This window comes from Nocardia sp. Marseille-Q1738 (assembly GCF_965283145.1).
In genome coordinates this window covers 131,426-153,241 of sequence record NZ_CBDIMS010000011.1, presented here as the reverse complement: position 1 = coordinate 153,241, position 21,816 = coordinate 131,426, and the positions used below count along the sequence as shown (strand labels likewise).

Annotated in this window: 19 protein-coding genes and 1 tRNA gene; 8 read left to right on the top strand and 12 right to left on the bottom strand. The window is 66.7% G+C overall.

The annotated features are described in order from the left end of the window. Positions 1-12 precede the first annotated feature (12 nt). From ACWPXK_RS29795 to ACWPXK_RS29765, 7 genes are all read right to left on the bottom strand, one after another. Positions 13-477 (bottom strand): acyl-CoA thioesterase, encoded by a 465-nt coding sequence (locus ACWPXK_RS29795; RefSeq protein WP_454199484.1) that lies wholly within the window; start codon positions 475-477, stop codon positions 13-15. Beyond that, on the bottom strand, positions 474-5,414 hold the full coding sequence (locus tag ACWPXK_RS29790; RefSeq protein WP_454199483.1) for an NAD-glutamate dehydrogenase: 4,941 nt from the start codon (positions 5,412-5,414) through the stop codon (positions 474-476). The genes ACWPXK_RS29795 and ACWPXK_RS29790 overlap by 4 nt, the downstream gene beginning before the upstream one ends. Before the next feature lie 189 nt (positions 5,415-5,603). After that, positions 5,604-5,726: a hypothetical protein gene (locus ACWPXK_RS29785; RefSeq protein WP_454199482.1), complete on the bottom strand. Its 123-nt coding sequence runs from the start codon at positions 5,724-5,726 to the stop codon at positions 5,604-5,606. 397 nt (positions 5,727-6,123) lie between these two features. Next, positions 6,124-7,800 (bottom strand): energy-dependent translational throttle protein EttA, encoded by a 1,677-nt coding sequence (ettA, locus tag ACWPXK_RS29780; RefSeq protein WP_454199481.1) that lies wholly within the window; start codon positions 7,798-7,800, stop codon positions 6,124-6,126. Between the two features lie 81 nt (positions 7,801-7,881). After that, positions 7,882-8,379: a single-stranded DNA-binding protein gene (locus ACWPXK_RS29775; RefSeq protein ID WP_454199480.1), complete on the bottom strand. Its 498-nt coding sequence runs from the start codon at positions 8,377-8,379 to the stop codon at positions 7,882-7,884. A gap of 161 nt (positions 8,380-8,540) precedes the next feature. Beyond that, a complete protein-coding gene (locus ACWPXK_RS29770) occupies positions 8,541-9,509 on the bottom strand; it encodes a serine/threonine dehydratase (protein ID WP_454199479.1) in 969 nt (322 codons plus the stop codon). Continuing rightward, entirely contained in the window at positions 9,506-11,539 is a 2,034-nt protein-coding gene (locus tag ACWPXK_RS29765) for a cytochrome c oxidase assembly protein (RefSeq protein WP_454199478.1), read from the bottom strand. Before ACWPXK_RS29765 ends, ACWPXK_RS29770 begins: the two co-directional genes overlap by 4 nt. Before the next feature lie 201 nt (positions 11,540-11,740). Between ACWPXK_RS29765 and ACWPXK_RS29760 the strand changes: the two genes are divergently transcribed. The 5 genes from ACWPXK_RS29760 (at position 11,741) to ACWPXK_RS29740 (ending at position 15,845) form a co-directional block, all read left to right on the top strand. Continuing rightward, positions 11,741-11,814: transfer RNA gene (locus ACWPXK_RS29760), tRNA-Arg, on the top strand. 315 nt (positions 11,815-12,129) lie between these two features. Then, positions 12,130-12,948, top strand: coding sequence for a class II glutamine amidotransferase (locus ACWPXK_RS29755; RefSeq protein ID WP_454199477.1), 819 nt, complete (start codon positions 12,130-12,132; stop codon positions 12,946-12,948). A 308-nt stretch (positions 12,949-13,256) separates the two neighbouring features. Next, positions 13,257-14,033: an ABC transporter permease gene (locus ACWPXK_RS29750; protein ID WP_454199476.1), complete on the top strand. Its 777-nt coding sequence runs from the start codon at positions 13,257-13,259 to the stop codon at positions 14,031-14,033. Continuing rightward, complete coding sequence (locus ACWPXK_RS29745; protein ID WP_454199475.1) at positions 14,026-14,853, top strand: ABC transporter permease; 828 nt, start codon at positions 14,026-14,028, stop codon at positions 14,851-14,853. Before ACWPXK_RS29750 ends, ACWPXK_RS29745 begins: the two co-directional genes overlap by 8 nt. Before the next feature lie 2 nt (positions 14,854-14,855). Next, entirely contained in the window at positions 14,856-15,845 is a 990-nt protein-coding gene (locus ACWPXK_RS29740; RefSeq protein ID WP_454199474.1) for an ABC transporter ATP-binding protein, read from the top strand. Positions 15,846-15,883: 38 nt separating this feature from the next. On the opposite strand, the gene ACWPXK_RS29735 is transcribed toward ACWPXK_RS29740, so the two are convergent. Further along, positions 15,884-16,561 carry a DUF4389 domain-containing protein gene (locus ACWPXK_RS29735; RefSeq protein WP_454199473.1) on the bottom strand — a complete coding sequence of 226 codons (678 nt, stop codon included), beginning with the start codon at positions 16,559-16,561 and terminating at the stop codon, positions 15,884-15,886. A gap of 352 nt (positions 16,562-16,913) precedes the next feature. On the opposite strand from ACWPXK_RS29735, the gene ACWPXK_RS29730 reads away from it, so the two are divergent. Next, positions 16,914-17,162 carry an excalibur calcium-binding domain-containing protein gene (locus ACWPXK_RS29730; RefSeq protein WP_454199472.1) on the top strand — a complete coding sequence of 83 codons (249 nt, stop codon included), beginning with the start codon at positions 16,914-16,916 and terminating at the stop codon, positions 17,160-17,162. A 4-nt stretch (positions 17,163-17,166) separates the two neighbouring features. Here the strand turns inward: ACWPXK_RS29730 and ACWPXK_RS29725 are convergent, their stop codons facing one another. Further along, the gene (locus ACWPXK_RS29725; RefSeq protein ID WP_040775583.1) at positions 17,167-17,487 is read right to left on the bottom strand and encodes a hypothetical protein; all 321 of its coding nucleotides are present in this window, start codon (positions 17,485-17,487) and stop codon (positions 17,167-17,169) included. Between the two features lie 393 nt (positions 17,488-17,880). Here ACWPXK_RS29725 and ACWPXK_RS29720 point away from each other — a divergent pair, with 393 nt between their 5' ends. Continuing rightward, complete coding sequence (locus ACWPXK_RS29720) at positions 17,881-18,414, top strand: DUF4254 domain-containing protein (protein WP_454199471.1); 534 nt, start codon at positions 17,881-17,883, stop codon at positions 18,412-18,414. Here the strand turns inward: ACWPXK_RS29720 and ACWPXK_RS29715 are convergent, their stop codons facing one another. Genes ACWPXK_RS29715 through ACWPXK_RS29705 form a run of 3 tightly spaced genes read right to left on the bottom strand, consistent with a single transcriptional unit; the run spans position 18,415 to position 21,005 of the window. Continuing rightward, complete coding sequence (locus ACWPXK_RS29715; RefSeq protein WP_454199470.1) at positions 18,415-18,723, bottom strand: hypothetical protein; 309 nt, start codon at positions 18,721-18,723, stop codon at positions 18,415-18,417. Next, positions 18,723-19,871: a fatty acid desaturase family protein gene (locus ACWPXK_RS29710; RefSeq protein WP_454199469.1), complete on the bottom strand. Its 1,149-nt coding sequence runs from the start codon at positions 19,869-19,871 to the stop codon at positions 18,723-18,725. Before ACWPXK_RS29710 ends, ACWPXK_RS29715 begins: the two co-directional genes overlap by 1 nt. Positions 19,872-19,889: 18 nt before the next feature. After that, complete coding sequence (locus ACWPXK_RS29705; RefSeq protein ID WP_454199468.1) at positions 19,890-21,005, bottom strand: ferredoxin reductase; 1,116 nt, start codon at positions 21,003-21,005, stop codon at positions 19,890-19,892. 170 nt (positions 21,006-21,175) lie between these two features. Here ACWPXK_RS29705 and ACWPXK_RS29700 point away from each other — a divergent pair, with 170 nt between their 5' ends. After that, positions 21,176-21,796 carry a TetR family transcriptional regulator gene (locus tag ACWPXK_RS29700; protein ID WP_454199467.1) on the top strand — a complete coding sequence of 207 codons (621 nt, stop codon included), beginning with the start codon at positions 21,176-21,178 and terminating at the stop codon, positions 21,794-21,796. The last annotated feature ends 20 nt before the right edge of the window (positions 21,797-21,816 follow it).

The following is a 21,816-nucleotide window of genomic DNA, read 5'->3' as shown; positions in this document are numbered from 1 at the left end:
ACGCGCGAGGGCTCACTCCATCCACTCGGACAGATAGTCGCGCTCGGCGTCGGTGAGCCTGCGCAACCGCTGCGCCCGCATGTCGAACGCCGCGATCTGGGTGGACGCGACCACCGCCGCCGGTGAATCGGGCTCGGCCCCGGAGGCACGTACCTCGTAGCCGATGGTGAAATCGACCGCGCGCACCTGCTCGATCCACATCGCGATATCCAGCGGCGTGTCCTCGTGCCGCAGCTGGCCGCGGTAGCGGACCCGCAGGTCGGCGAGCACGCAGCCCTCGCGCAGCGGGGCGGTCGGGCGGCCGTCCTCGAACAGCCACGGGATCCGCGCCTCCTCCAGCAGCGTCACCATGCGGGCATGGTTGACGTGCTGGAACACGTCCATGTCCGACCATCTGACGTCCACTTTGGCGTGGAAGCGCTTGGGCAGCACAAGGCTGCCCGCCGCCGTCCCGTCTCTGTGTAGCGACCTCGTCACCGTGGTACCTCCGACTGAGCGCCCACCCCGCTCACCATGCTCCGCACTTGCCGCGCTGCAACCGACAGCGTGGCGAGATCGTGGGTTCCGGACTCGAACAACTCCGACAGTGCCGCCCTGGCTCGGCCGAGGCGGGACTGGTTCTTCGACTCCCAGTATGCAATCTTCTCGTCCGCCGTCTCCTCGGGGTCGCCGCCGGAGAGCACGTCGAGGGTCAGCGAACGCAGCGACCCGTACATGTCGTCGCGCAACGCCAGCCGCGCCAGCGCGTGCCAGCGGTCGCCGCGTTCGAGGTGGCTGACCGCCTGCAGCAGCCAATCGATCTTGAGGTGATCGTTGAGCGCGTAGTACAGCGAGCCGACCTCGTCGCCATCCCGGTCGGTGATATCGGCGATGTCCACGATGTCCAGCAACGGGAACAGGTTGAGCAGGCCGAAGACCTCGGTGGCCAGATCGGTCGGCGCACCGCGCGCGATCAGTTCGGCGGACTGGTCGGTGAGCGTGGATACGTGGTGTCCGCGCAGCCAGCCCGGCACCTTCGGTGCGAGTTCGCGCACCTCGTTGCGGTACCGGCTGATTTCCGAACCGACCGCGATCGGCTGCGGCCGGTTGCTCAGCAGCCACCGGGACGCTCGATCCAGTGTCCGCTTGGTTTCCAGCTCGAGCAGGTCGCGCACCGAGGTGGGCGCGTCGCAGGCCCGGATCCGCGCCCACATCTCATGCAGTTCGAAGATCCCGCTGGCCGCGGCGAAGGCGCGTACCGCGTCGGTGGTGGTCGCGCCGACCTCTTCGTTCAGCCGGTGCGCGTAGGTGATGCCGCCGTAGTCCACCATCTCGTTGGCGATCATGGTGGTGACGATCTCCCTGCGCAGCCGGTGCCGCTTGATCGCCGCGGCGAAACGGCTGCGCAGCGGCGTCGGGAAGTAGTCGGGCAGCCGCGCGGCGAAGTACTGGCTGTCGGGCAGGTCGGAATCGAGTAGATCGGCCTTGAGCGACAGCTTCACGTGCGCCATCAGGTTGGACAGCTCGGGCGACGCCAGACCGGCGCCATCCTCCCGCCTGCGCTTCATCTCCTGCTCCGACGGCAGCGCCTCGAGTTCGCGGTCCAAGCCGCGGCGCTGCTCGAGATCCTCGATGAGCCGCATCTGGACACTGAGCATCTGTGACGCCTCGGTGCGCGAAATACCCATCAGGAAGTTTTGCGCGACGTTGTCGCGCAGAACCAGCTGCGCGACCTCGTCGGTCATCGAGGCCAGCAGCGGATTGCGCTCGGTGTCGGGCAGCTGTCCGCTGGAGACGACGGCGTCCAGCAGGATCTTGATGTTCACCTCGTGGTCGGAGCAGTCCACGCCCGCCGAGTTGTCCAGCGCGTCGGTGTTGATCTTGCCGCCGCTGCGGCAGAACTCGATGCGCCCCAAGGCGGTCGCACCGAGGTTGCCGCCCTCGCCGATCACCTTGACCCGCAATTGGTTTCCGTTGACACGGACCGCGTCGTTGGACTTGTCGCCCACCTCGGCGTTGGTCTCGGTACTCGCCTTGATGTAGGTGCCGATGCCGCCGTTCCACAGCAGGTCGACCGGCGCGAGCAGGATCGCGCGAACCAGTTCCGGCGGTGCCAGCGATTCGACGTCGTCGGGCAGTCCGAGCGCTGCCCTGATCTCCGGGCTGATGGGCACCGCCTTCACCGTCCGGTCCCACACACCCCCGCCGGTACTGATCAGCGAGGCGTCGTAATCGGCCCACGACGAGCGCGGCAGTGCGAACATCCGCTGCCGTTCGGCGTAGGAGACGGCCGCGTCCGGGTTCGGGTCGAGGAAGATGTGGCGGTGGTCGAAGGCGGCCACCAAACGGATGTGCTCGGACAGCAGCATGCCGTTGCCGAACACGTCACCACTCATGTCGCCGATGCCGACGACGGTGAAATCCTCTGTCTGGGTGTCGATCTCCATCTCACGGAAGTGCCGCTTGACACTCTCCCACGCACCCTTGGCCGTAATCCCCATCGCCTTGTGGTCATAACCCGCCGAGCCACCCGAGGCGAACGCATCCCCCAGCCAGAACCCATAACTCTGCGCCACATCGTTGGCGATATCCGAAAACGTCGCCGTGCCCTTATCAGCGGCGACAACCAGATAGGTGTCATCACCATCCCGGCGCACCACCCGCGCAGGCGGCAACACCTCACCGGTCGCACGGTCCACATTGTCGGTGATGTCCAGCAGACCGGAGATGAACGTCCGATAGCAGGCAACACCTTCCGCACCCAAAGCCTGCCGATCCGCCACCGGATCACCCGTAGCCGCGGGTGGCTGTTTGACCACGAACCCGCCCTTGGCACCAACCGGCACGATCACCGCGTTCTTCACCGCCTGCGCCTTCACCAAACCCAGGATCTCGGTCCGGAAGTCCTCCAACCGATCCGACCACCGCAAACCACCACGCGCGACCGGCCCGAAGCGCAGATGCACGCCCTCCACCCGCGGCGAGTACACGAAGATCTCGAACTGCGGACGCGGCCTGGGGAGTTCGGCGATCTCCTGCGGTTCGACCTTCACCGAGACGTAATCGCGTGACCTGCCTTGCCCGTCCGTCACGTAGTAGTTGGTCCGCAGCGTCGCTTTGACCAAGCCGAGCATCGCGCGCAGGATACGGTCCGCGTCCAGGCTGACGACCTCATCGATCCGTCCGCGCACCTGGATCTCCAGCTCGGCGGCGTGCTCGGCGGAGACGGTATCGGGATCGAAACGCGCTGCGAACAGGTCGACGAACAACCGCGCGATATCCGGGTAGGTGAGCAGCACGCGGCAGATGTTCGCCTGACTGTACGGAAAACCGGCCTGCTGCAAGTACTTCGCATAGGTCCGCAGGATCGAGACGGCCCGCCACGGCAGCCGGGCGCGCAGCACGAGCTCGTTGAGACCGTCCGCCTCCGCACGGCCGTACCACATCGCCTCGAACGCTTCCACGAACCGTTCGCGCAGACCCCGCACCTCCGCCTCCAGCACGTCGGCGCGCTTGGAGGACTCGAGCAGCTCCGCGTCCAAATCCCGGTCCAGCGAACTGCGCAGCAATTCCGGACGGGCCAGCAGACCGAAGTCGTAGATCCAGCGCTCACCGCCCGCTCGGCCGTCGGCCGCGGTCTCCAGCTCCACCTGGTACGGCCGCTCGTCCACCACCTCGACGCCGAGACTCTGCAACACGGGGAGCACCTGGCTCAGTGAGATGCCCCGCCCGCCGATGTAGAGGGTGAAACGCCACCAGCCCGGCTCCGAATCCGGTTTGCGATACAGGTATTGGTCGATGCCGCCGTCACGCAGCCGCTCCATGCGCACGATGTCGCCGAGCGCGCGGGCAGCGGCGAAATCCTGCTTGTAACCCTCGGGGAAGGCTTCCGCGTACCGCTGCACCACGGCGGGATCGAGCACCGCCGACGTACTCACCTCGTCGTTCAGGTGGTCGTCCCAGGTGCGGCTCGCCTCGGCGAGCAGGTTCTGCAGGCGCATCCGGTTGGCCTCGGAGGTGTCGGCGGCGGGTGCCGCCTGCCGCGGAGCGCCGGACTCGGCCTCCGGCATCCGCACCGTGAAATACACCCGCGCCAAATCGCTTTCGCCCACGCGCGCGGAGTAGTCGATGGACACGCCGCCCAATTCGCGGACCAGGATGTCCTGCATCTCCAGCCGAACCCTGGTGGTGTAGCGGTCGCGCGGCAGGTAGACCAGGCAGGCGACATAGCGGCCGTAGGCGTCCGCGCGCAGGAACAGGCGCACCTGGCGGCGCAGGCCCACACTCAGCACCGCGGTCGCGGTGCGACGCAGCGTCTCGGCGTCGGAGGAGAACAGTTCGGTGCGCGGGAAGGACTGGATGACCTCGAGCATCGCTTGACCGGAGAACGAATCCAGATCGAATCCGCTGGCCTCGATCGCCGAACGCACCCGGCGTGCGATCACCGGGATATCCAACACGTTCTCGTGCACCGCGGTGACGGTGAAGACGCCGATGAACAGGTGCTCGCCGACGATCGTCCCGGTCGCGTCGAAGTCGGCGACGCCGACGAAGTACGGGTACACCGAGCGGTGCACGGTGGCGGGAACCAATCCCTGGGTCAGCGTGAGCAGCGGACGGTCGCCGCCGTTGACCGGAACGTGGAAGTCGGTGCCGACGTCCGGCCGCAGCACGCCGAGGCAGGTGCCGGGCAGCACGGTGGACGTCTCCTGGTCTTGGTCGGCGCTCAGGCGGTAGCGGGCATAGCCGAGGACGGTGAAGTTGCCCTGCGCCAGCCAGCGCAGCAGATTGGCCGTGTCGACCAGATCGGTCGCGGCGAACGGTGCCGCCCCGGACTGCGCGGCCAGCTCCAGGTCGTCGGCCAGCTTGCTCTGCACGTCCCGGATGGCCTCGGTGTCGCCGATCACCTGGCGCACGTCGTCGACCACGTCCGGCACGGCGGCCTCGACCCTTTCCAGCAGCGCCGGGCCGGTCGACGGATGCAGTTGCACGTGCATCCAGGATTCGCGGAGCCCGGCCGCGCCGGTGCCGTCCACCTCGTGCGGTGCGGCATGCGTCAGCCGCCCCTCCGCGTCCCGCTCGACTTCGAAGATCGGGTGGATGATCTCGCTGACGCTGACACCGATCCGGCTCAACGACGAGCTGATCGACTCGACCAGCAGCGGCATGTCGTCGGTGACGATCTGCACGGCGGCGCCGATCCCGGACCCGTCATCGGGGTGGTACACCCGCACCAACGCGCGACCGGGGAGGCGAGTCACCGCCAGCTCCATATGCCGGCGGAAGATCTGAGTGATGCCGGTGATCGCACAGTCCACATCGCCCGCGTCGACGTGGCGGAAATACGCTTCCTCGAGCGTCGCGAGCTCGCCGCGCAGTGACTGCGGCAAACCCGCGGCCCACGCCGCGCTGGACAATTCGGACGAGACGGTCATTTTCGCCAACTCCCTCGGATATCGGTTCCGTAACAAAATGACGCCGGTCCGAGAGTAACTGTGCGCCGAAGACGCGTGGGTGAATTCCCTTCCGATATCCAGGTATTCACCACGACCGCGGAGTTCGCCGCTCAGGTGCCGAGGTCCAGCGGTTGACCTCGGCGCAGTACAAGATCGGACCCGCGAACGTCAGGTGAGCGCTACAGGTCGTATCCGCGGCGGCAGTGGCGCCGCATCGGCACCTCGGGTCAGCTCGGCCACCGCGTCGGTGGTCTCGACCACCGATTGCTCGAACTGCGCCTGCGCATTCACAACTCCCACCCTAGCGAGCTACGCGTGGGTAGGTGTCACTCCTGTTCCGGGTTGTCGACCAAGGTTCAGGGCGCCGCGCACCGCTGCCACTTACCCGGCCAGAGGTTGCCTCAGCCGAATCATGGCGCGGAGAACATGTCTGATGCCAGAAGCCCCCGTGCAGGACGAGCTTCGTCCGCTCCCGGCCCCATCCGGTGCGGCGCGGACGGTGGTGGCGACACCCGCCGCGAGTCCACCTGCAGCCGAGGCAATATATCCAGGATGCCGGCGCGCAGGCGAGGACCAGCGCGACCGAGTTGCACCACTACCTGGGCAACGTGCAGGCCGTCATCAGAGACGAGCGGCCCGGTGAGCGGGGTGGGTGCGGATCGGCTGCACCCACTCCGCTGTAGCCGACCTAGCCGCGGGTCAGCTTCCGGTGCGTAACCCGGTGCGGGCGGGCCGCTTCGGGGCCGAGACGCTCCACCTTGTTCGCCTCGTACGCCTCGAAGTTGCCCTCGAACCAGAACCACTTGGCGTCGTTGTCCGCGTCGCCCTCCCACGCGAGGATGTGGGTGCAGGTGCGGTCGAGGAACCAGCGGTCGTGCGAGATGACCACGGCGCAGCCGGGGAACTTCTCCAGGGCGTTCTCCAGCGAGCCGAGGGTCTCCACGTCGAGATCGTTGGTCGGCTCGTCGAGCAGGATCAGGTTGCCGCCCAGCTTGAGGGTCAGCGCCAGGTTGAGGCGGTTGCGCTCACCGCCGGAGAGCACGCCCGCCGGCTTCTGCTGGTCCGGACCCTTGAAACCGAAGGCGCTCACGTAGGCGCGCGACGGCATTTCCTGCTGGCCCACCTCGATGTAGTCCAGGCCATCGGAGACCACCTGCCACACCGTCTTCTTCGGGTCGATGCCTGCACGGTTCTGGTCGACGTAGCTCAGCTTGACCGTATCGCCGACCTTCACTTCGCCGCTGTCGGGCTGCTCGAGCCCGACGATGGTCTTGAACAGCGTGGTCTTACCGACACCGTTCGGCCCGATGACACCGACGATGCCGTTACGGGGGAGGGTGAACGACAGATCCTTGATCAGCTGGCGATCGCCGAAGCCCTTGTCCAGGTGCTCGACCTCAACCACCACGTTGCCCAGACGCGGCCCGTGCGGAATCTGGATCTCTTCGAAGTCCAGCTTCCGCATCTTCTCGGCCTCGGCCGCCATCTCCTCGTACCGGCCGAGGCGGGCCTTGTTCTTCGCCTGCCTGGCCTTGGCGCCCGAACGCACCCAGGCGAGTTCTTCCTTCAGCCGCTTCTGCAGCTTCTGGTCCTTCTTGCCCTGCACCTCGAGGCGCTCGGCCTTCTTCTCCAAGTAAGTGGAGTAGTTGCCCTCGTAGGGGTAGGCACGGCCGCGGTCGAGCTCGAGAATCCACTGGGCGACGTTGTCCAGGAAGTACCGGTCGTGGGTGACCGCAAGCACGGCGCCCTGGTACTGCGCGAGGTGCTGCTCGAGCCAGTTCACGCTCTCGGCGTCCAAGTGGTTGGTCGGCTCGTCGAGCAGGAGCAGGTCGGGCTTGCTCAGCAGCAGCTTGCACAGCGCGACCCGGCGGCGCTCACCACCGGAGAGAGTGGTGACCGGCTCGTCCGGCGGCGGGCAGCGCAGCGCGTCCATCGCCTGCTCGAGCTGTGAGTCGATGTCCCAGGCGTCGGCGTGGTCCAGCTCCTCCTGGAGCTTGCCCATCTCGTCCATGAGCTCGTCGGAGTAGTCGGTGGCCATGAGCTCGGCGATCTCGTTGAAGCGGTCGAGCTTGACCTTGATCTCGCCGAGACCCTCCTCGACGTTGCCGCGGACGGTCTTGTCCTCGGTGAGCGGGGGCTCCTGCTGGAGGATGCCGACCGTGGCACCGGCGGCGAGGAACGCGTCACCGTTGTTCGGCTGGTCCAGTCCGGCCATGATCTTCAGCACGCTCGATTTACCCGCGCCGTTCGGGCCGACGACGCCGATCTTGGCGCCGGGAAGGAAGTTCAAGGTGACATCGTCGAGCACGACTTTGTCGCCGTGCGCCTTGCGAACCTTCTTCATCTGATAAATGAACTCAGCCATAAGTGTGCAGCCTATCGGTGCGAGAGACGAGGGGACGAAGCAGAGCTACCACTGCCGCCGGGACGAAAACCGGTCATGCGATCAGGTACCGACGGGCTCGGGCGCACTGCCACGGGGAGGGGTGGAGCCTACGGCCGCGACGCCTTCCCCCGGCGCGGCGCCGACCGGCTCCCGACTTTCAGCGCTCGAACCCGCCGAAGTATTCCGCGGTGCCGGATCGGACCATCGCGTCACGTGCGCGGCACAGCGGGACAGGTCCGGGCCGACCGCGGTGGCGCGCATCTCCAGATCCCGGCGCTCGACGCCGTCCTTGCTGCGGTACTCGTGCGAGCGCAACTGACCGTAGGCGATGATCGGGTCACCGCGGCGCAGCGACGCGTCGACACCCGCCACCAGCCTGCGCCAGCAGCTGACGGTGAGGTACAGCGTGCCGTTGTCCACCCACTGCCCCGAGGTGTGGTCGAGCCTGCGGGAATTACTCGCCAGCCGGAACGTGACCACCTGTTCGCCATTGGTCAGATCCCGCTTGATCGGATGAGTAGCGATCGTTCCGATGACGGTCGCGTTCGCCTCGTACATAGTCACACCCCTTCGCATTCGGATCCGGGCTGGTCCGGATTTCCTCCCCCTCCTGGAGGGCACCTCCAGCGTGCTCGGAATCCACACCTGCCGGGAGGCCCGATCCGCGAATGTGCACAACTATCCGAGTTGTGAAAATCAAGCCTTTCGGACGTGCCGGGTCAGAACACCGCCACGTCGGTATTCGCACCACACAGGACGACGATCGGTCGCTCATCCGGCGCGGGGACGTACACGCCGCTGTGAATGGCGGCCAGTGCCGCGGCCCCCGTCAACTCGACCAAGATGCGGAACTCGCGCCACAGATACTCTCGCGCCGCGCCGATCGCGTCCTCGCTGACCAGCAACGACCGCACCCGGTTGCGGCGGGCGACATCGAGCGCGATGTCACCGATCCTGGTCGGGCCGAGCGAATCCACGGTGATACGGGACCCGGCCACATCCACGGGACGGTCCGCTTCCAGCGCCGCACGAAGGATGGCGGCACCCTCGGGTTCGATCCCGATCACCTGCTGACGGCGCCCGAGCGCGGCCGCGATCCCGGCGACCAATCCGCCGCCGCCCACCGCGGCCAGCACCGGCGGTCGCCCGCGGACCTGCTCTTCGAGCTCCAGCCCGATCACGCCGACCCCGGCGACCACGGCGGGCAGGTCGTAGGCGTGCAGCAACAGCGCGCCGCGATCGGCGGCGAGTTCGGTCGCGTGCCGCCGCGCCTCGGCGTAGCTGGTTCCGTACCAGAGCACTTCGGCGCCGTGCGACCACATCGCGGCTACCTTGGTGTGCGGCGCGGTCTCCGGGACGACCACGGTGCAGGACTTGCCCAGTCGCGCGGCGGCCAGCGCGGCCGCGATGCCCGCGTTTCCGCCGGACGCGATGACGACCTGATCGATACCCTCCCCCGACTCCAGCAGCGCGTTCAGGCTGCCGCGCACCTTGAACGTCCCGGCGTGCTGGAGATGCTCGAGCTTCAGCGTCACCGGCACCGGACCCGACGGGCTCGCGACGGACGTGTGAAAGACCGGGGTCTTGCGGATCTGCCCGGCCATCCGCCTGCGCGCGCTTCGCACATCCGACCGTTCCACCCGCCCGACCGGTCTGTGTGGGGAGACCGTGGTGGCGCGTTCACTCACTTACGCACTTCTCCATCTCGCTTGGCCAGTTCGGCGAACATAGCGTTGTGTGCGGCGAGGGCGGCGTCGTTGTCGCGTTCGGCGGCTCGATCGGTACGTTGGGCGAGCCGCTGGTCGCTGCGAGACCATTGGATCAGCAACGCCAGCATCACCACCACCAGGGGAACCTCTCCGCTTGCCCAGGCCAGGCTCCCGCCGGTGCGTTGGTCGCCGAGCAGATCGGCGTTCCAGCCGAGGCCGAGGCCGCGGTAGAACCAGCCACCCAGCACCGTTGCCATGCTCATCAGTGCGATCCCGAAGAACGCGTGGAACGGCAGCGAGCCGAACACCATGGCGAGTTTGGTCAGCGGCTGCACCTGCCGAGGTTTGGGATCGACGCCGATCACCACCCAGTAGAACAGATAACCGCTGAGCAAGAAGTGCACATTCATCAACAGGTGCGCCGCATGCGAGTCCGCGTACGTGTCGAAAATCCCGCCCAGGTACAGCGCGTAGAAGCCCGCGACGAAGATCGCCGAGGCCACGACCGGGTGGGTCAGGAAACGCGACACCGGGTTGTGCACCGCGGCCAGGAGCCATTCCCGCGGACCCGGCACACCGCCGCGGCCCGCGGGCTGCAGCGCCCGCAGCGCCAGCGTCACCGCGCCACCCAGCGCGAACAGGATCGGCGCCAGCATCGATAACGCCATGTGCGCACCCATGTGCACGCTGAACATCGCGGGCGAATACCGGCCGACCCCGGAGGAGGTCGCGATCAGCAGCACCACGCAGCCGGACAGCCAGGCGAGCGTGCGCCCGACCGGCCACGCGTCGCCGCGCGCACGCAGCCGCCGCACACCGAGCAGATACAGCACCGCAAGCACGATCGCCAGCGTTCCGAAGATCAGGTCGAACCGCCAGTCGAACAGCAGCCGCGCGAGGGTCGGTGGCCCGGCCAGGTTGTAGCCGAGTTCCACTTCGGCGGGCGTGGGGACCGAGTCCGGTGGTGGCGGCGGGGTGCGCCCGAGCCCGACCGCGAGACCGACGGTCGCGGCGAAGATCAACACCTCGACGCTCGCGTACCGGACCAGCGCGGCACGATCACCGGCATCCGCCACCAGCGCGGGCAGCGCGGCGCGGCGCTGGAGATAGCCGAGCACACCCAGCAGCACGAGCGCGGCGGCTTTGGCCAGCACGAGCCTGCCGTAAGTGCTGGTGAACAGCTCGTCCAGCGGTACCCGCACCCAGGAGTTGAGCACGCCGCTGACCGCGATCACGGCGAAGGCGACGGTCGCGGTCAGCGAGAACCGCCGCGCCGCCACGTCGGTGTACGCCCCGCCGCGCAAGGCGTGCGCCAGCACCGCGAACAGTCCGCCGACCCAGACCGCCGACGCAACCAGGTGCAGGATCAGGCTGTTGGTGGCGACATCGTGCGATCCACCCGAGGACGAATGCCCGGTCAACGCCAACGGCATCATCGTGACGATCGAGGCGCCGAACAACGCCGGCGTCCAGCCCCAGCGCAACGCCAATCTGCACCCGACCGCGACGATCAGCGCGAAGATCACGGTGGTGCGCCAGGCACCGGCCAATTCGATCTGCGCGATCGCCCGCCACAGACTCTCCGGCCGGAGGATGTCGGCCACCGGCTGGCCCGTGGTGTCGGAGACGGTCAGCGGGACGAGCAGCGCCGCGCAACACGCCCAGACCAACGCGAAATTCGATGCCCAGCGCACCGCGCGGTACCCGCCGACGTCCAGCAGGCCATTCGGCTGTGGCGGCACCAGGAACGCCGCGAACAGCAAAGAGCCGGCCGTCAGCGCCGCGGACAGATCGGCCAGCGCACGCACCGCGGGCAGGCCGTAGGTGGTCGACGCGCCCGGGTCCGGAATGCCGAGCAAACTCAGTGCCTGCGCCGCGGACAGCCCCACCACCAGCGCCGCGACCACGGCCGCGATGGCGCCGGACAACGCCGTGACCGCCGCGAACATCGCCCCGGACCGGGAAGCCTCGGCATCAGGAGCGGCGGGCGGGACAGACGCGGACGACATACGACTGAGCGTAGTTCGGCGAGTATTCCGTGGCCCGGTCGGGTTTGGGCGGATATTCTGGGCCGCGGATCACCACAGTGCGTCGACTACGGTCTCGGGGTGGCTGAAACGTTGCTACTGCTAAGAAACTTGCGACCTGGACGGTCGCTATAATTGCCCCGCTGGACAGCACGGCCAATGTCGGCCATGGTGGAACCCACTGCCTCCGTAGCTCAGTTGGATAGAGCAAGGGCCTTCTAATCCCTAGGTCGCAGGTTCGATTCCTGCCGGGGGCGCAACAGCACTGGTGACCTGCAACTATGCCGGTCCCCAGTGCTATTACCCGCTAGCCGCGAAACTCAAACACCAAGAAATCTTCACCAGGCGGACCGCTCACCGCGTGAGTGCGGCGCAGATCCGGCCCGGCTTCGCCGACATCTTCGCGAGCAGTTGCGGGCAGCACGCCGCCGCACTCGCACGGGTGCCGTCAGTACAAGATGACGATCGTCGTGGATGTCGCGGAGTACACGCCGCAGTCGATTCGAACTCCCATCCAGCAACCGGTCCCGCATCCTCGGGTGTTCTGCTTCAATCGATAGATGTGCAGGTGGATGGCTTATTCAGGTGAGCCGATCCTGGCCGAGGACCTTCTGTTCCGGCCGAACCATTCGCTGATCGACCAGAGCTTGCACTCCCGGCTGGGCGCGACGACCACGAACGGTGACGGCTTCGGAATGGGCTGGTACGGCCTGGGCAGGCGACCGGCGGTGTTCAAGAACGTCGAACCCGCATGGAACGACCGGAACCTGCGGGAAGTCGCGGGACAGGTGCGAACGCCGCTGTTCTTCGCGCACGTGCGCGCGTCGACCGGTGCCACGGTGCAACGCAGCAACTGCCACCCGTTCCGGCACGGACATTGGTTGTGGATGCACAACGGGGAGCTGAACGGTTTCCACGAGACCAAACGCGACCTGATCACCGCGGTCGAGCCGTCCCTTTTCCCCGATATCGAGGGGTCTACCGACTCGGAGCTCCTGTTCTTCCTCGCGCTGACCTTCGGACTGCTCGACGACCCGCTCGGCGCCGTCGCCCGTGCGGTCGGTTTCGCCGAGGATGTCGGCCGCGCCCATGAGGTCGCCGCCCCGGTCCAGATGACCGTCGCGACCACCGACGGCAGCTCCATGTGGTTCTTCCGCTACTCCAGCGAACGGCAGACGCGATCGTTGTTCTACTCCACCGACATCACCACGCTGCGCGCGCTGCATCCCGATGTCCCGGTGCTGTATCAGCTGGGCGAAGAAGCCCGATTCGTGGTCTCCGAGCCGCTACGCGACCTCCCCGGGGCGTGGAACGAAGTCCCGGAATCGTCGGCCGGTGTGATCTATCCGGGACACGACGAAATCGTCCCCTTCCAGCCGATCGCTCCATGACACGCCCCTGACGCGTCGCCATCCGCATCCCGCCGCCCTCGAGTCATCCGGCTCGCCGAGCCTGTCGCCACGGGCCTTCCCGAGCCGGGTAGCGTCGAAATCGCCGCAATGCCCCTGTGTCCTGCGCGGTTTCGGCTCGGTGATGATCGCGGCGCAGGGGATGGTGTTCTCCGAAACAGCGGCCAACACTTCCCCGCCTACACATCGGGCGGTAGGGTGAAATCTTTGTGCGCGGCATACCGGAGGGGGACGGACAGCGTGCCGTCGGAGAACGATTTCGCAGCGCCGTCGCCCTCTACGCAGCTCTGGTGGGCGCCGGTTTCCGCAGACAATGGCAGTACAAACTGGCCATGTTCGCCGGGTTGTTCACCAACTGCATATTCGGGTTCGTACGTGCGGCCGTGCTGGTCGCCGCGGTGGACGCCGCCGGTGATTTCGGCGGCTACGACCAGGGCAGCATCGGCGCGTACGTCTGGATCTCCCAGGGACTGCTCGGTGCGGTGCAGTTCATGGCAGCCCCCCTGGGCGAGCTGGACGACCGGGTGAAGACCGGCGACATCGCGATCGACTTCCTTCGCCCGGTCGACATCCAATACGGTTATCTCGCCGATGATCTCGGGCGAGCGGCCTGCACCTTCCTGCCGCGCGGGCTGCCGAGCGTCTTGGTCGGCACGCTCACCTTCGGCCTGGCGATGCCCGCCACGCCCGGCCCCTATCTGCTCGGCATGGTGAGTGTGCTGCTGGCCGTGGTGGTTTCGTTCCTGTGCCGGTTCGTCGTGGTGCTGATCGGATTCTGGGTCGTGGACACCCGCGGAGTCCGCGCGCTGTACTACGCCTCCGGGACGTTCCTCGCCGGACTCTTCGTGCCGGTGCACATGTTCCCGTCGTGGCTGGCCGCGTTCGCGGCGGCCACTCCCTTTCCGTCGATCCTGCAGACGCCGGTCGACGTGCTCTCGGGGCGGATCACCGGAGCGGCGGCATTCTCGGTCGTCATCGTCCAAGCGTTCTGGGTGCTGGCGATCGGGATCGCCGGGCGGGTGCTGCTGGCCGCCGGGCGCCGCAGGCTGGAGGTGCAGGGTGGTTGAGGTCGCCCCGCCGCGCTCCGGCACGTGGTCGACGCCCTATGTGGCGGTGTTGCGCTCCAGGATCCGTGCCCAGCGAAGCTACCGATTGTCGTTCGCCAGTGATGTTTTCAGCGCGTTCGTGTTCGGGCTGATAGAGCTCGCCGAAGTGTGGCTGATCTTCCGTAGCGCGCGGGTACTCGGTGGGCTGGACCTGGATGCCGCGCTACTGCTGTTCGGATTGAGCCATACGAGTTTCACGTTGTCCCAAGTGCTGTTCGGCCACCTCGACACGTTGCCCGTCCTGATCAGGATGGGGCAGCTCGACGCCTATCACATCCGCCCGCAACCGTTGCTGCTGCAATTGATCACCAGCGACATCTCGCTGCGCAGATTCGCCCGAGCCTCGGTATCGATCGTCGCGCTCGGAGTCGGGCTGGCGCGCAACGACATCGACTGGGGAGCCGGCACCGCCACGCTGCTGACCCTGACGCTGCTCGGCGGCATCGCCTTGTTCGGAGGGGTGTTCGTCTGCGCCGCCGGGCTGCAGTTCTATCTGATCGATGGTTCCGAACTCACCAACAGCTTCACCTACGGCGGCTCGTTCGCCGCTACGCAACCGGCGTCGGTGTTCCCCACGCCGATGAAGCTGCTGTTCGGATTCGCCATACCGGTCTCCTTCACCGCCTACATACCCACCCTCGCGCTCCTGCGACTGCCCGGTCCGCCCCTGCTGCCCTCCTGGCTGGCCTGGCTGACTCCGGTCGCGGCGCTGTGGGTGTGGCTGCTGGCGCTGGGTTTGTGGCGGTCGGGCACACGGCATTACCAGGGAGGCGGCGGATAAGCATGGCGCAGTCGGGGCACGCGGAAGCGATCATCGACATGAACGACCTGACCAGGCAATTCACCCTGTACCGCAAGGACGGCCGACGCTGGCGCAGGCGCCGCGAAACACTCACCGCGGTCGACGGGATGACCGTCCGGATCGAGCGGGGAGCCGCCGTCGGCTACATCGGCGCCAATGGCGCGGGCAAATCCACCACCATCAAAATGCTCACCGGCATCCTGGTGCCCACCTCCGGCAACGTGCGCACCTGCGGGCTGGACCCGGTCCGGCAGCGGCGTGAACTGGCCGGGCGGATCGGCGTGGTGTTCGGGCAACGCTCCCAACTGTGGTGGGATCTGCCGCTGCGCGAATCATTTTCGATTCTCGCCGCGATCCACCGGCTGGAGCCGGATGCCGCCCGTAAGCGCGCGCACGAGCTGATCGAGCAACTGGAGATGGCCGACACCCTCGACACACCGGTGCGGCAACTATCGCTCGGTCAGCGTATGCGCGCGGAAGTGGCAGCGGCACTGTTGCATTCGCCCGAGCTGGTGATCCTCGACGAGCCGACGATTGGTCTCGACGTGCTGTCCAAACAGCGGCTGCGCGAGTTCCTCCGCGCCGAGCGCGCCGAGCGCGGCACCACTCTGCTGCTCACCACCCATGACATGGGCGACATCGAAAGGCTTTGTGGCCGTGTGCTCGTCGTCGACCACGGACGGCTGGTGTACGACGGTTCACTGACCGGTTTGGCGGCCACGGTCGGCGCCCGCCGCGTCCTGGTGGTCGACTTGGCCGAACCCGCGCCGGACTTCGACGACCTGCCCTCGGCCCAACTGCTCAGCAGCGAAGGCAACGGCATGCGACAGCGGCTGGCCTTCGATCCGGAGCGGATCACCGCCGCACAGTTGCTGGCCGCCGTGTCCGATCGGGCCGAAGTGCGGGATCTGTCGATCGAAGAGCCCGAGATCGAGGACGTGGTCCGCCGGATATACGAATCCGCCCGCTGAGAACGGGCGGATTCGATATGGATGATCGGCATCCGGATTCAGTCGGCTTGGCGTGCCCCCTGGTCGAGCCGGAAGGGCGGGTACTCGTCGCGCATCAGACTCGCGTAGGCCTGAACGCGGATGATCCAGCGGTTGATGCCCATCACGAAGTCGTAGACGCCCTGTGGGTAGCGCGCCGTGAACAGCAGCGCGATCAGCGCGACGAGCAGCAGAATGCTCATCAGCGGGAGCGAGGGACCGCCCCAGTCGTCGCCATCGCTCATCCCGAGCGAGACGCCGCCGCTCACCATCGCGCCGACGATCAGGTAGTGCGGAATGGCCAGCAGCCACCATTTCACCAAGACCAGGCCACGGTGCAGGCTCTCGGGATAGTCGATCTCCAGGTCCGCCGGATATTCCGCGCTGGGCTGCAGGCTGAAGGGTGGGTACCGGTCCGTCCCGAGTACGGACAACGCGTAGAAGGTGACCCGCCAGGCCCAGCGCATGACGCCGACATTGAAGTCGAACAGCGCCCGCGGGTACTTGCCGGTGATCAGGATCGCGAAGAAGGCGACGATCGTGACGACCAGATAGGCGATGTGCAGGAAGAACAGCACGACGTAGTGCGGGATGGCCAATAGCCACTTGACCAGCCACATCCACCGCGACAGCCCCGGGTCCAGATCTCCTCGAACGCGAATCGGGTCGGCCGGCACGACGGATTTCTCAGGTTCCATGATCGACACTCCTTCCGGATGTTTGTGATTCAAGCCACAAACAGTGCGGTATGCCCTGATTGTGGCGTATCCGGCCATTCAGAAACGGCACCATCCGATACCGACACGCCAACGAATCGGTGCAGCACGGGTTGGCGGGTCGGCCCTGCCGGACGCCCGCGCCGTGCTACCGGCCAAGGCAGCGTCGCCAGCAGGGCCGGTGAATGCACTACGCCACGGCGACATGAATACTGGCGGCCGTTTCGACCAATCTCGTTGATAATCGGGGCAATTGGACTATGCGCAGGTCTCGTCCTGTCCTGATGCTCGTCGGTGTGCCGATGATCGCTGTGCTGGTGTTGAGCACGAGCGGATGCAAGAGCAAGAAGCGGGGCATTCGACCTCATCACGGCCCGCGGCCGCTTCGACCGCGCCACAGCATCCGGTCCGGGATTGCGCCGAGGCGTGGGCCGCGGGGAAAGCGCCGGTGCGGCGAAGCGACGCCGGCTACTCGATCCAGCAGGACGGCACAGCCTGTGCGGGACGGCCGCCGTCTCCGCTGATCATCGTGTGGGCGGCTTATTCGATCGGGTCCGCCGCCCGAACGCGACCTCCGCGGTAATCCGTCAGGCCGGTCCGTTCGACTGCGCCGAATAGAGGCTGACCTCGCCGTCCTCGCTGAGAAAAGCGTTGACCAGCATGGTGCGGGTGGCGCGGAGCTCATCCTGGTCCGGAGCGGCGGTGGTGATGGAGATCTGCGGGATAACCGCCCAGTTGACCACGTAGCGCTCCGGCGGGCCGTCGTCGTCGGACAGCCTGGCGAGCCGGAAGACCGAGACGGTTTTGCGGACGATCAGCGTGCGCACGACCTCCGCGATTCGCTCGGGGTCTTCCAGCGCGAACATGAACCCGAATGTCAACTCGGGCGATGACACGTAGGCGGGCACGAACGTCGAGGCTAGCCGATCGAACCGCGACGCGCAGCCGCAGCGCTCCACCGGGTTGCCACTAATGCGCTCGGCAATTCGCGCGAGCGCATGACCGCTCGCAGGTAACAGGTGACCGACCCGTAACGGAACATAACGATTTCCCCGCAGCTTTCGGATTCGCCCATCACCCTATTGCGCGGCTTCGACTACCGCGCTTTCCTGAAAGTGTCCCGATTTCTCGGACCGTCTTCTCTCGCATCGTCGCGGATTTCCCGGTTTCTCTGCCGTGCTGGTGGACGGTGGGATGGCCATCCGGGTGCGGGACTGCGCCGGAGCCGAGGGGCGCCCCTCCCCCAGATCCCCCTCGGCCCTGGCGTAACCAGGATTCCGATCGTGTCGCAGGGGTACACCATGCCAACCGAATACGCTCAGCGCAGTTTCCGAGCCGAAGAGCTACCGCCGGCCGCCGCACTGCTTCGCGCATTTCGTGAACCCGACGACGCCGACCGGCACCGGCACAGCGTGCTGCACGCCGCGCTGGAACTCGCCGAATGCCACGAGCGGCGACACCAGGCGCTCGAGCGGGCGCACGTCCCCGGAGCCTCCAGCACGCAGGTCGCGGCGTGCAGTCAACTGGTAGAGGACATCGACGATCAGCGCGCCGAGTGGATCGGACACATAGACGCGTGGGTCGCCGCGAACATTCAGCACCGGTCGGGCGCGTCGCTGCACACGGAGACGCTGGGCGCGGTGATCGATCGAATCGCGGAGAAATGGATTGCCGCCCAACGATCTTTGGGCGAGGAAATCACGATGCGGCCACATCCACTGCAGGTGGACTGCGAAGCTCACCTGCAGTGGACCAGGCTCGCCGAGCTGATCGACGGCTACCAGGATCTGATCACCGACGTCATCGAACACCGACGCCGGCTGCCGGTGTGGTGATCAGCGCGTCTCGTCGACCTCGGCGTCGACCACCTCGGCCTCCACGAACCCCTCCGTCTCGGCCACCGGCGGCTTCGTGACCTGGACGTCATCGGCATCGTCTTGGAGATCATGCTGCGCCGCCGCGTCCCGGCGAGCCGCGGCGGCCGCCTCGTTCATCTCGATCGCGTCGGTGACCCACTCACCGATCTCCCTCGTCACTTCCGCGACGGTGCCGGTGATGATGTTGGCGATATTGCCGACGTGCCGGGCTCCGGAGGACGTCAATTCCTGAATGAGATCTTTGTTGCTTTCGAATTTCCCGATCATTACACGCCCGCTTCGCTCGGCTTTCGCTGACGCATCACGATAACACCGGGAGACGGTTCGCTCTTCACCCAGCGCGGCGGCAGCGCGAGTTTGAAAATCTTCTTCCAAACCGAGCCGATCTGCTTACCGAGCGGGCCGGCGTTGTACGGCAGGCCGTATTTTTCACACAATGCGCGCACCGTCGGCGCCATCTCCGGATAGCGGCTCGCGGGCAGGTCCGGAAACAGATGGTGTTCGATCTGGTGCGACAAATTGCCGGACATGATATGGAACAGCTTGCTTCCGGTGATGTTGGCCGAGCCGAGCATCTGGCGGATGTACCACTCGCCCCGCGTCTCCTCCGCGGTCTCCTCCTCGGTGAACGTCTGTACTCCGGTCGGGAAGTGTCCGCAGAAGATGATGGCGAAGGCCCAGACGTTGCGCACCAGGTTGGCGGCGGCGTTGCCGGCCAGCGTGTGGAAGAACAGTGGCCCGGTCAGCGCCGGGAACACCAGGTAGTCCTTGAGCACCTGTTTGCCCGCCTTGCGCCACTGGCCGAGGATCAACTGCTTGACCTCCGGCCACTTCTTCTCGCCGCGCAGGATGTTCTCGACCTCGAGATCGTGGCCCATCACCCCCCACTCGAACAGCACCATCAACACGAAGGCGTACAGCGGCTGCCCGAGCCGCAGCACGTTCCACTCCTGGGCCTCATCCATCCGCAGGACGGAGTAGCCGATGTCGCGGTCCTTGTTGTGGATATTGGTGTAGGTGTGGTGCAGGTAGTTGTGCGAGTGCTTCCATTGGTCGGCCGGGCAGACCGTATCCCACTCGAACACACGGGAATTCAGGCCCGGTTCGCGCATCCAGTCGTACTGGCCGTGCATCACGTTGTGCCCGATCTCCATATTGTCCAAGATCTTCGACACGCTCAGCGCCGCCACCGCGGCCAGCCAGAACGGCGGAAGGAAGCCGAGATACATCAGGCCGCGTCCGGCGATCTCGAAGCCGCGCTGCGCCTTGATGATCGAGTACAGGTACTCCCGGTCGCGCTCGCCGAGATCGGCGACGATCGCGGCGCGCAGCTCGTCGAGTTCCCGGCCGAGCTCCTCGATCTGCTCCGGGCTCAGCACCAGTGGCCCGTCTTTGGTTTCTGTAAGGATGGTCATGATTGCTCCCCTTCGGTGTCAGATATCGATGTCGACGTCGCCGACCGGCGCGCTGATGCACAACTGGATCGGCTGGTCGGGATCGCTGTCGGTCTCGCCGGTGCGCAGGTTGCGGGTGCAGCCGGAGCGGCGCACCGCGGTGCAGGAGAAGCAGATCCCCATGCGACAGCCGTACTCCGGGCTCAGACCCGCGGCTTCGGCCTGCTCCAGCAGGGTCGCACCGTTGTTCTCGCCGCTTACCCCGCTCGCCGAGAACTGCACCGTGCCGTGGGCTTGCGCGGTGTCGGCGGGCACGACGGACAGCGTGAACTCCTCGGTGTGCAGCCGGTCGTCCAACTGTTCGGCTTGGTAGATCGTGCGTACCGCGTCCATCAGCGACTGCGGACCGCACACATAGGTCTGCGCGTCGGCGAACCAGGGCGCGACGCGCTCCAACTCGTCGTAGTCGAAGTACCCGCTGCCCTTCGGCTGCGCGAGGTCCACCCACGGCGCATCCGGGTCGACGCGTGCTTCGCCCGGTCGCTGCGGATGGCGCAGTTCGATGCGAAAGTTCTTGTGCCGCCGCGCGATCAGGTCGAGTTCGGCCCGGTGCGGCAGCACCGCGGGCGACTTCGCGTAGTGCAGGAAGACGACCTCGCCCGGATGCTCCTCGTCGGCCAGCGTGCGCAGCATGGACAGCACCGGCGTGATGCCGCTGCCACCACTGATCAGCAGCACGCGCTCCGGGCGCGGCTCGGGCAGCCGGAACACGCCATCGGCGGGCGTCAGATCGACCACCATGCCGGGCACGGCCTTGTGGTAGAGGTACTGCGACACCACTCCGCCGGGATGCGCCTTCACCGTGAGCTCGATGTGGCGATCGCGCCCGCCTTCCGGGTTGACCGGCGAATAGCACCGGGTGTGCCGCACGCCATCGATCACCACGCCGAGCTGGACGTACTGTCCGGCGCGATGGCCTTTCCACTGCCTGGTCGGACGCAGGGTGAGCGTCACCGAGCCCGGCGCCGAGTGGCGCACGCGGGTGATCTCCGCCCGCATGTCCCGCACGGTGAGGGTGGGCCGGACCAGTTCCAGATATCGATCCAGCGGGTGCGGCGAGGTCAGGGTCTGCACCAGGTTGACGAGATCCACCATTCGTTCTCCGCCTCCAGTTGGGCTGACGACGTGCGATCCATTTTTCAGTGCACGTCTGTACACTCAACTAGTGTGAACGATGACCGTGGGCCGGTGTCAACCAGCAAGACCTGTGACCCGAACAACAGTTATGGATAGACCGAATGGTGAACGGATGTATGCTCACCGGGATGACTGAGCAGGCAGCTACCCGAGGCGAACGCAAGGAGCGGACCAGGCAGGCACTCCTGGACGGCACCTTGGCGCTGGCCGCCGACCGCGGTTTCGCCGCGCTCAGCCTGCGGGAGATCGCCCGCTCGGCCGGCATCGTGCCGACCGCGTTCTACCGGCACTTCGCGTCGCTGGAGGACCTGGGCGCGACACTGGTGGACGACGGCGTCACCGCGTTGCGCTTGGCGCTGCGCGAAGTGCGCCGCAACACCGACGCGAGCCTGTCGGACACGGTGCGGTTCGTGTTCACGCAGGTAGGCCCGAAGCGGGAGTTGTTCGGCTTCCTCACCAGGGAGCGGCACGGCGGATCGGCGGCACTGCGCACCGCGATCGCCCGCGAGATCCAGTTGATCGTGCGGGAACTCGTCGCCGATCTGTCCCGGATCAGGGCCCTGGACTCCTGGACGCCGCGTGACCTGGAGATCGCCGCCGACCTGATGGTGACGACGGTGACCGACGGGATCGCCGCCTACGTGTCGGCCGCGGCGCGCGAGGAGCAGACGATCGTCGACCGCACCGTGCAGCAAATGCGCCTGATCGCACTGGGCATGGGTGCGTGGCGGCCACCGAAGCGGACGTGATCCGGCCACGCACGGTCGAA

Coding starts and splice junctions, on each gene's coding strand:
- ACWPXK_RS29730 (WP_454199472.1), top strand. CDS start 16,914: ATGCAAGAGCAAGAAGCGGGGCATTCGACCTCATCACGGCCCGCGGCC.
- ACWPXK_RS29740 (WP_454199474.1), top strand. CDS start 14,856: ATGGCGCAGTCGGGGCACGCGGAAGCGATCATCGACATGAACGACCTG.
- ettA (WP_454199481.1), bottom strand. CDS start 7,800: ATGGCTGAGTTCATTTATCAGATGAAGAAGGTTCGCAAGGCGCACGGC.
- ACWPXK_RS29710 (WP_454199469.1), bottom strand. CDS start 19,871: ATGACCATCCTTACAGAAACCAAAGACGGGCCACTGGTGCTGAGCCCG.
- ACWPXK_RS29720 (WP_454199471.1), top strand. CDS start 17,881: ATGCCAACCGAATACGCTCAGCGCAGTTTCCGAGCCGAAGAGCTACCG.
- ACWPXK_RS29790 (WP_454199483.1), bottom strand. CDS start 5,414: ATGACCGTCTCGTCCGAATTGTCCAGCGCGGCGTGGGCCGCGGGTTTG.
- ACWPXK_RS29705 (WP_454199468.1), bottom strand. CDS start 21,005: ATGGTGGATCTCGTCAACCTGGTGCAGACCCTGACCTCGCCGCACCCG.
- ACWPXK_RS29735 (WP_454199473.1), bottom strand. CDS start 16,561: ATGGAACCTGAGAAATCCGTCGTGCCGGCCGACCCGATTCGCGTTCGA.
- ACWPXK_RS29755 (WP_454199477.1), top strand. CDS start 12,130: ATGGCTTATTCAGGTGAGCCGATCCTGGCCGAGGACCTTCTGTTCCGG.
- ACWPXK_RS29775 (WP_454199480.1), bottom strand. CDS start 8,379: ATGTACGAGGCGAACGCGACCGTCATCGGAACGATCGCTACTCATCCG.
- ACWPXK_RS29715 (WP_454199470.1), bottom strand. CDS start 18,723: ATGATCGGGAAATTCGAAAGCAACAAAGATCTCATTCAGGAATTGACG.
- ACWPXK_RS29700 (WP_454199467.1), top strand. CDS start 21,176: ATGACTGAGCAGGCAGCTACCCGAGGCGAACGCAAGGAGCGGACCAGG.
- ACWPXK_RS29765 (WP_454199478.1), bottom strand. CDS start 11,539: ATGTCGTCCGCGTCTGTCCCGCCCGCCGCTCCTGATGCCGAGGCTTCC.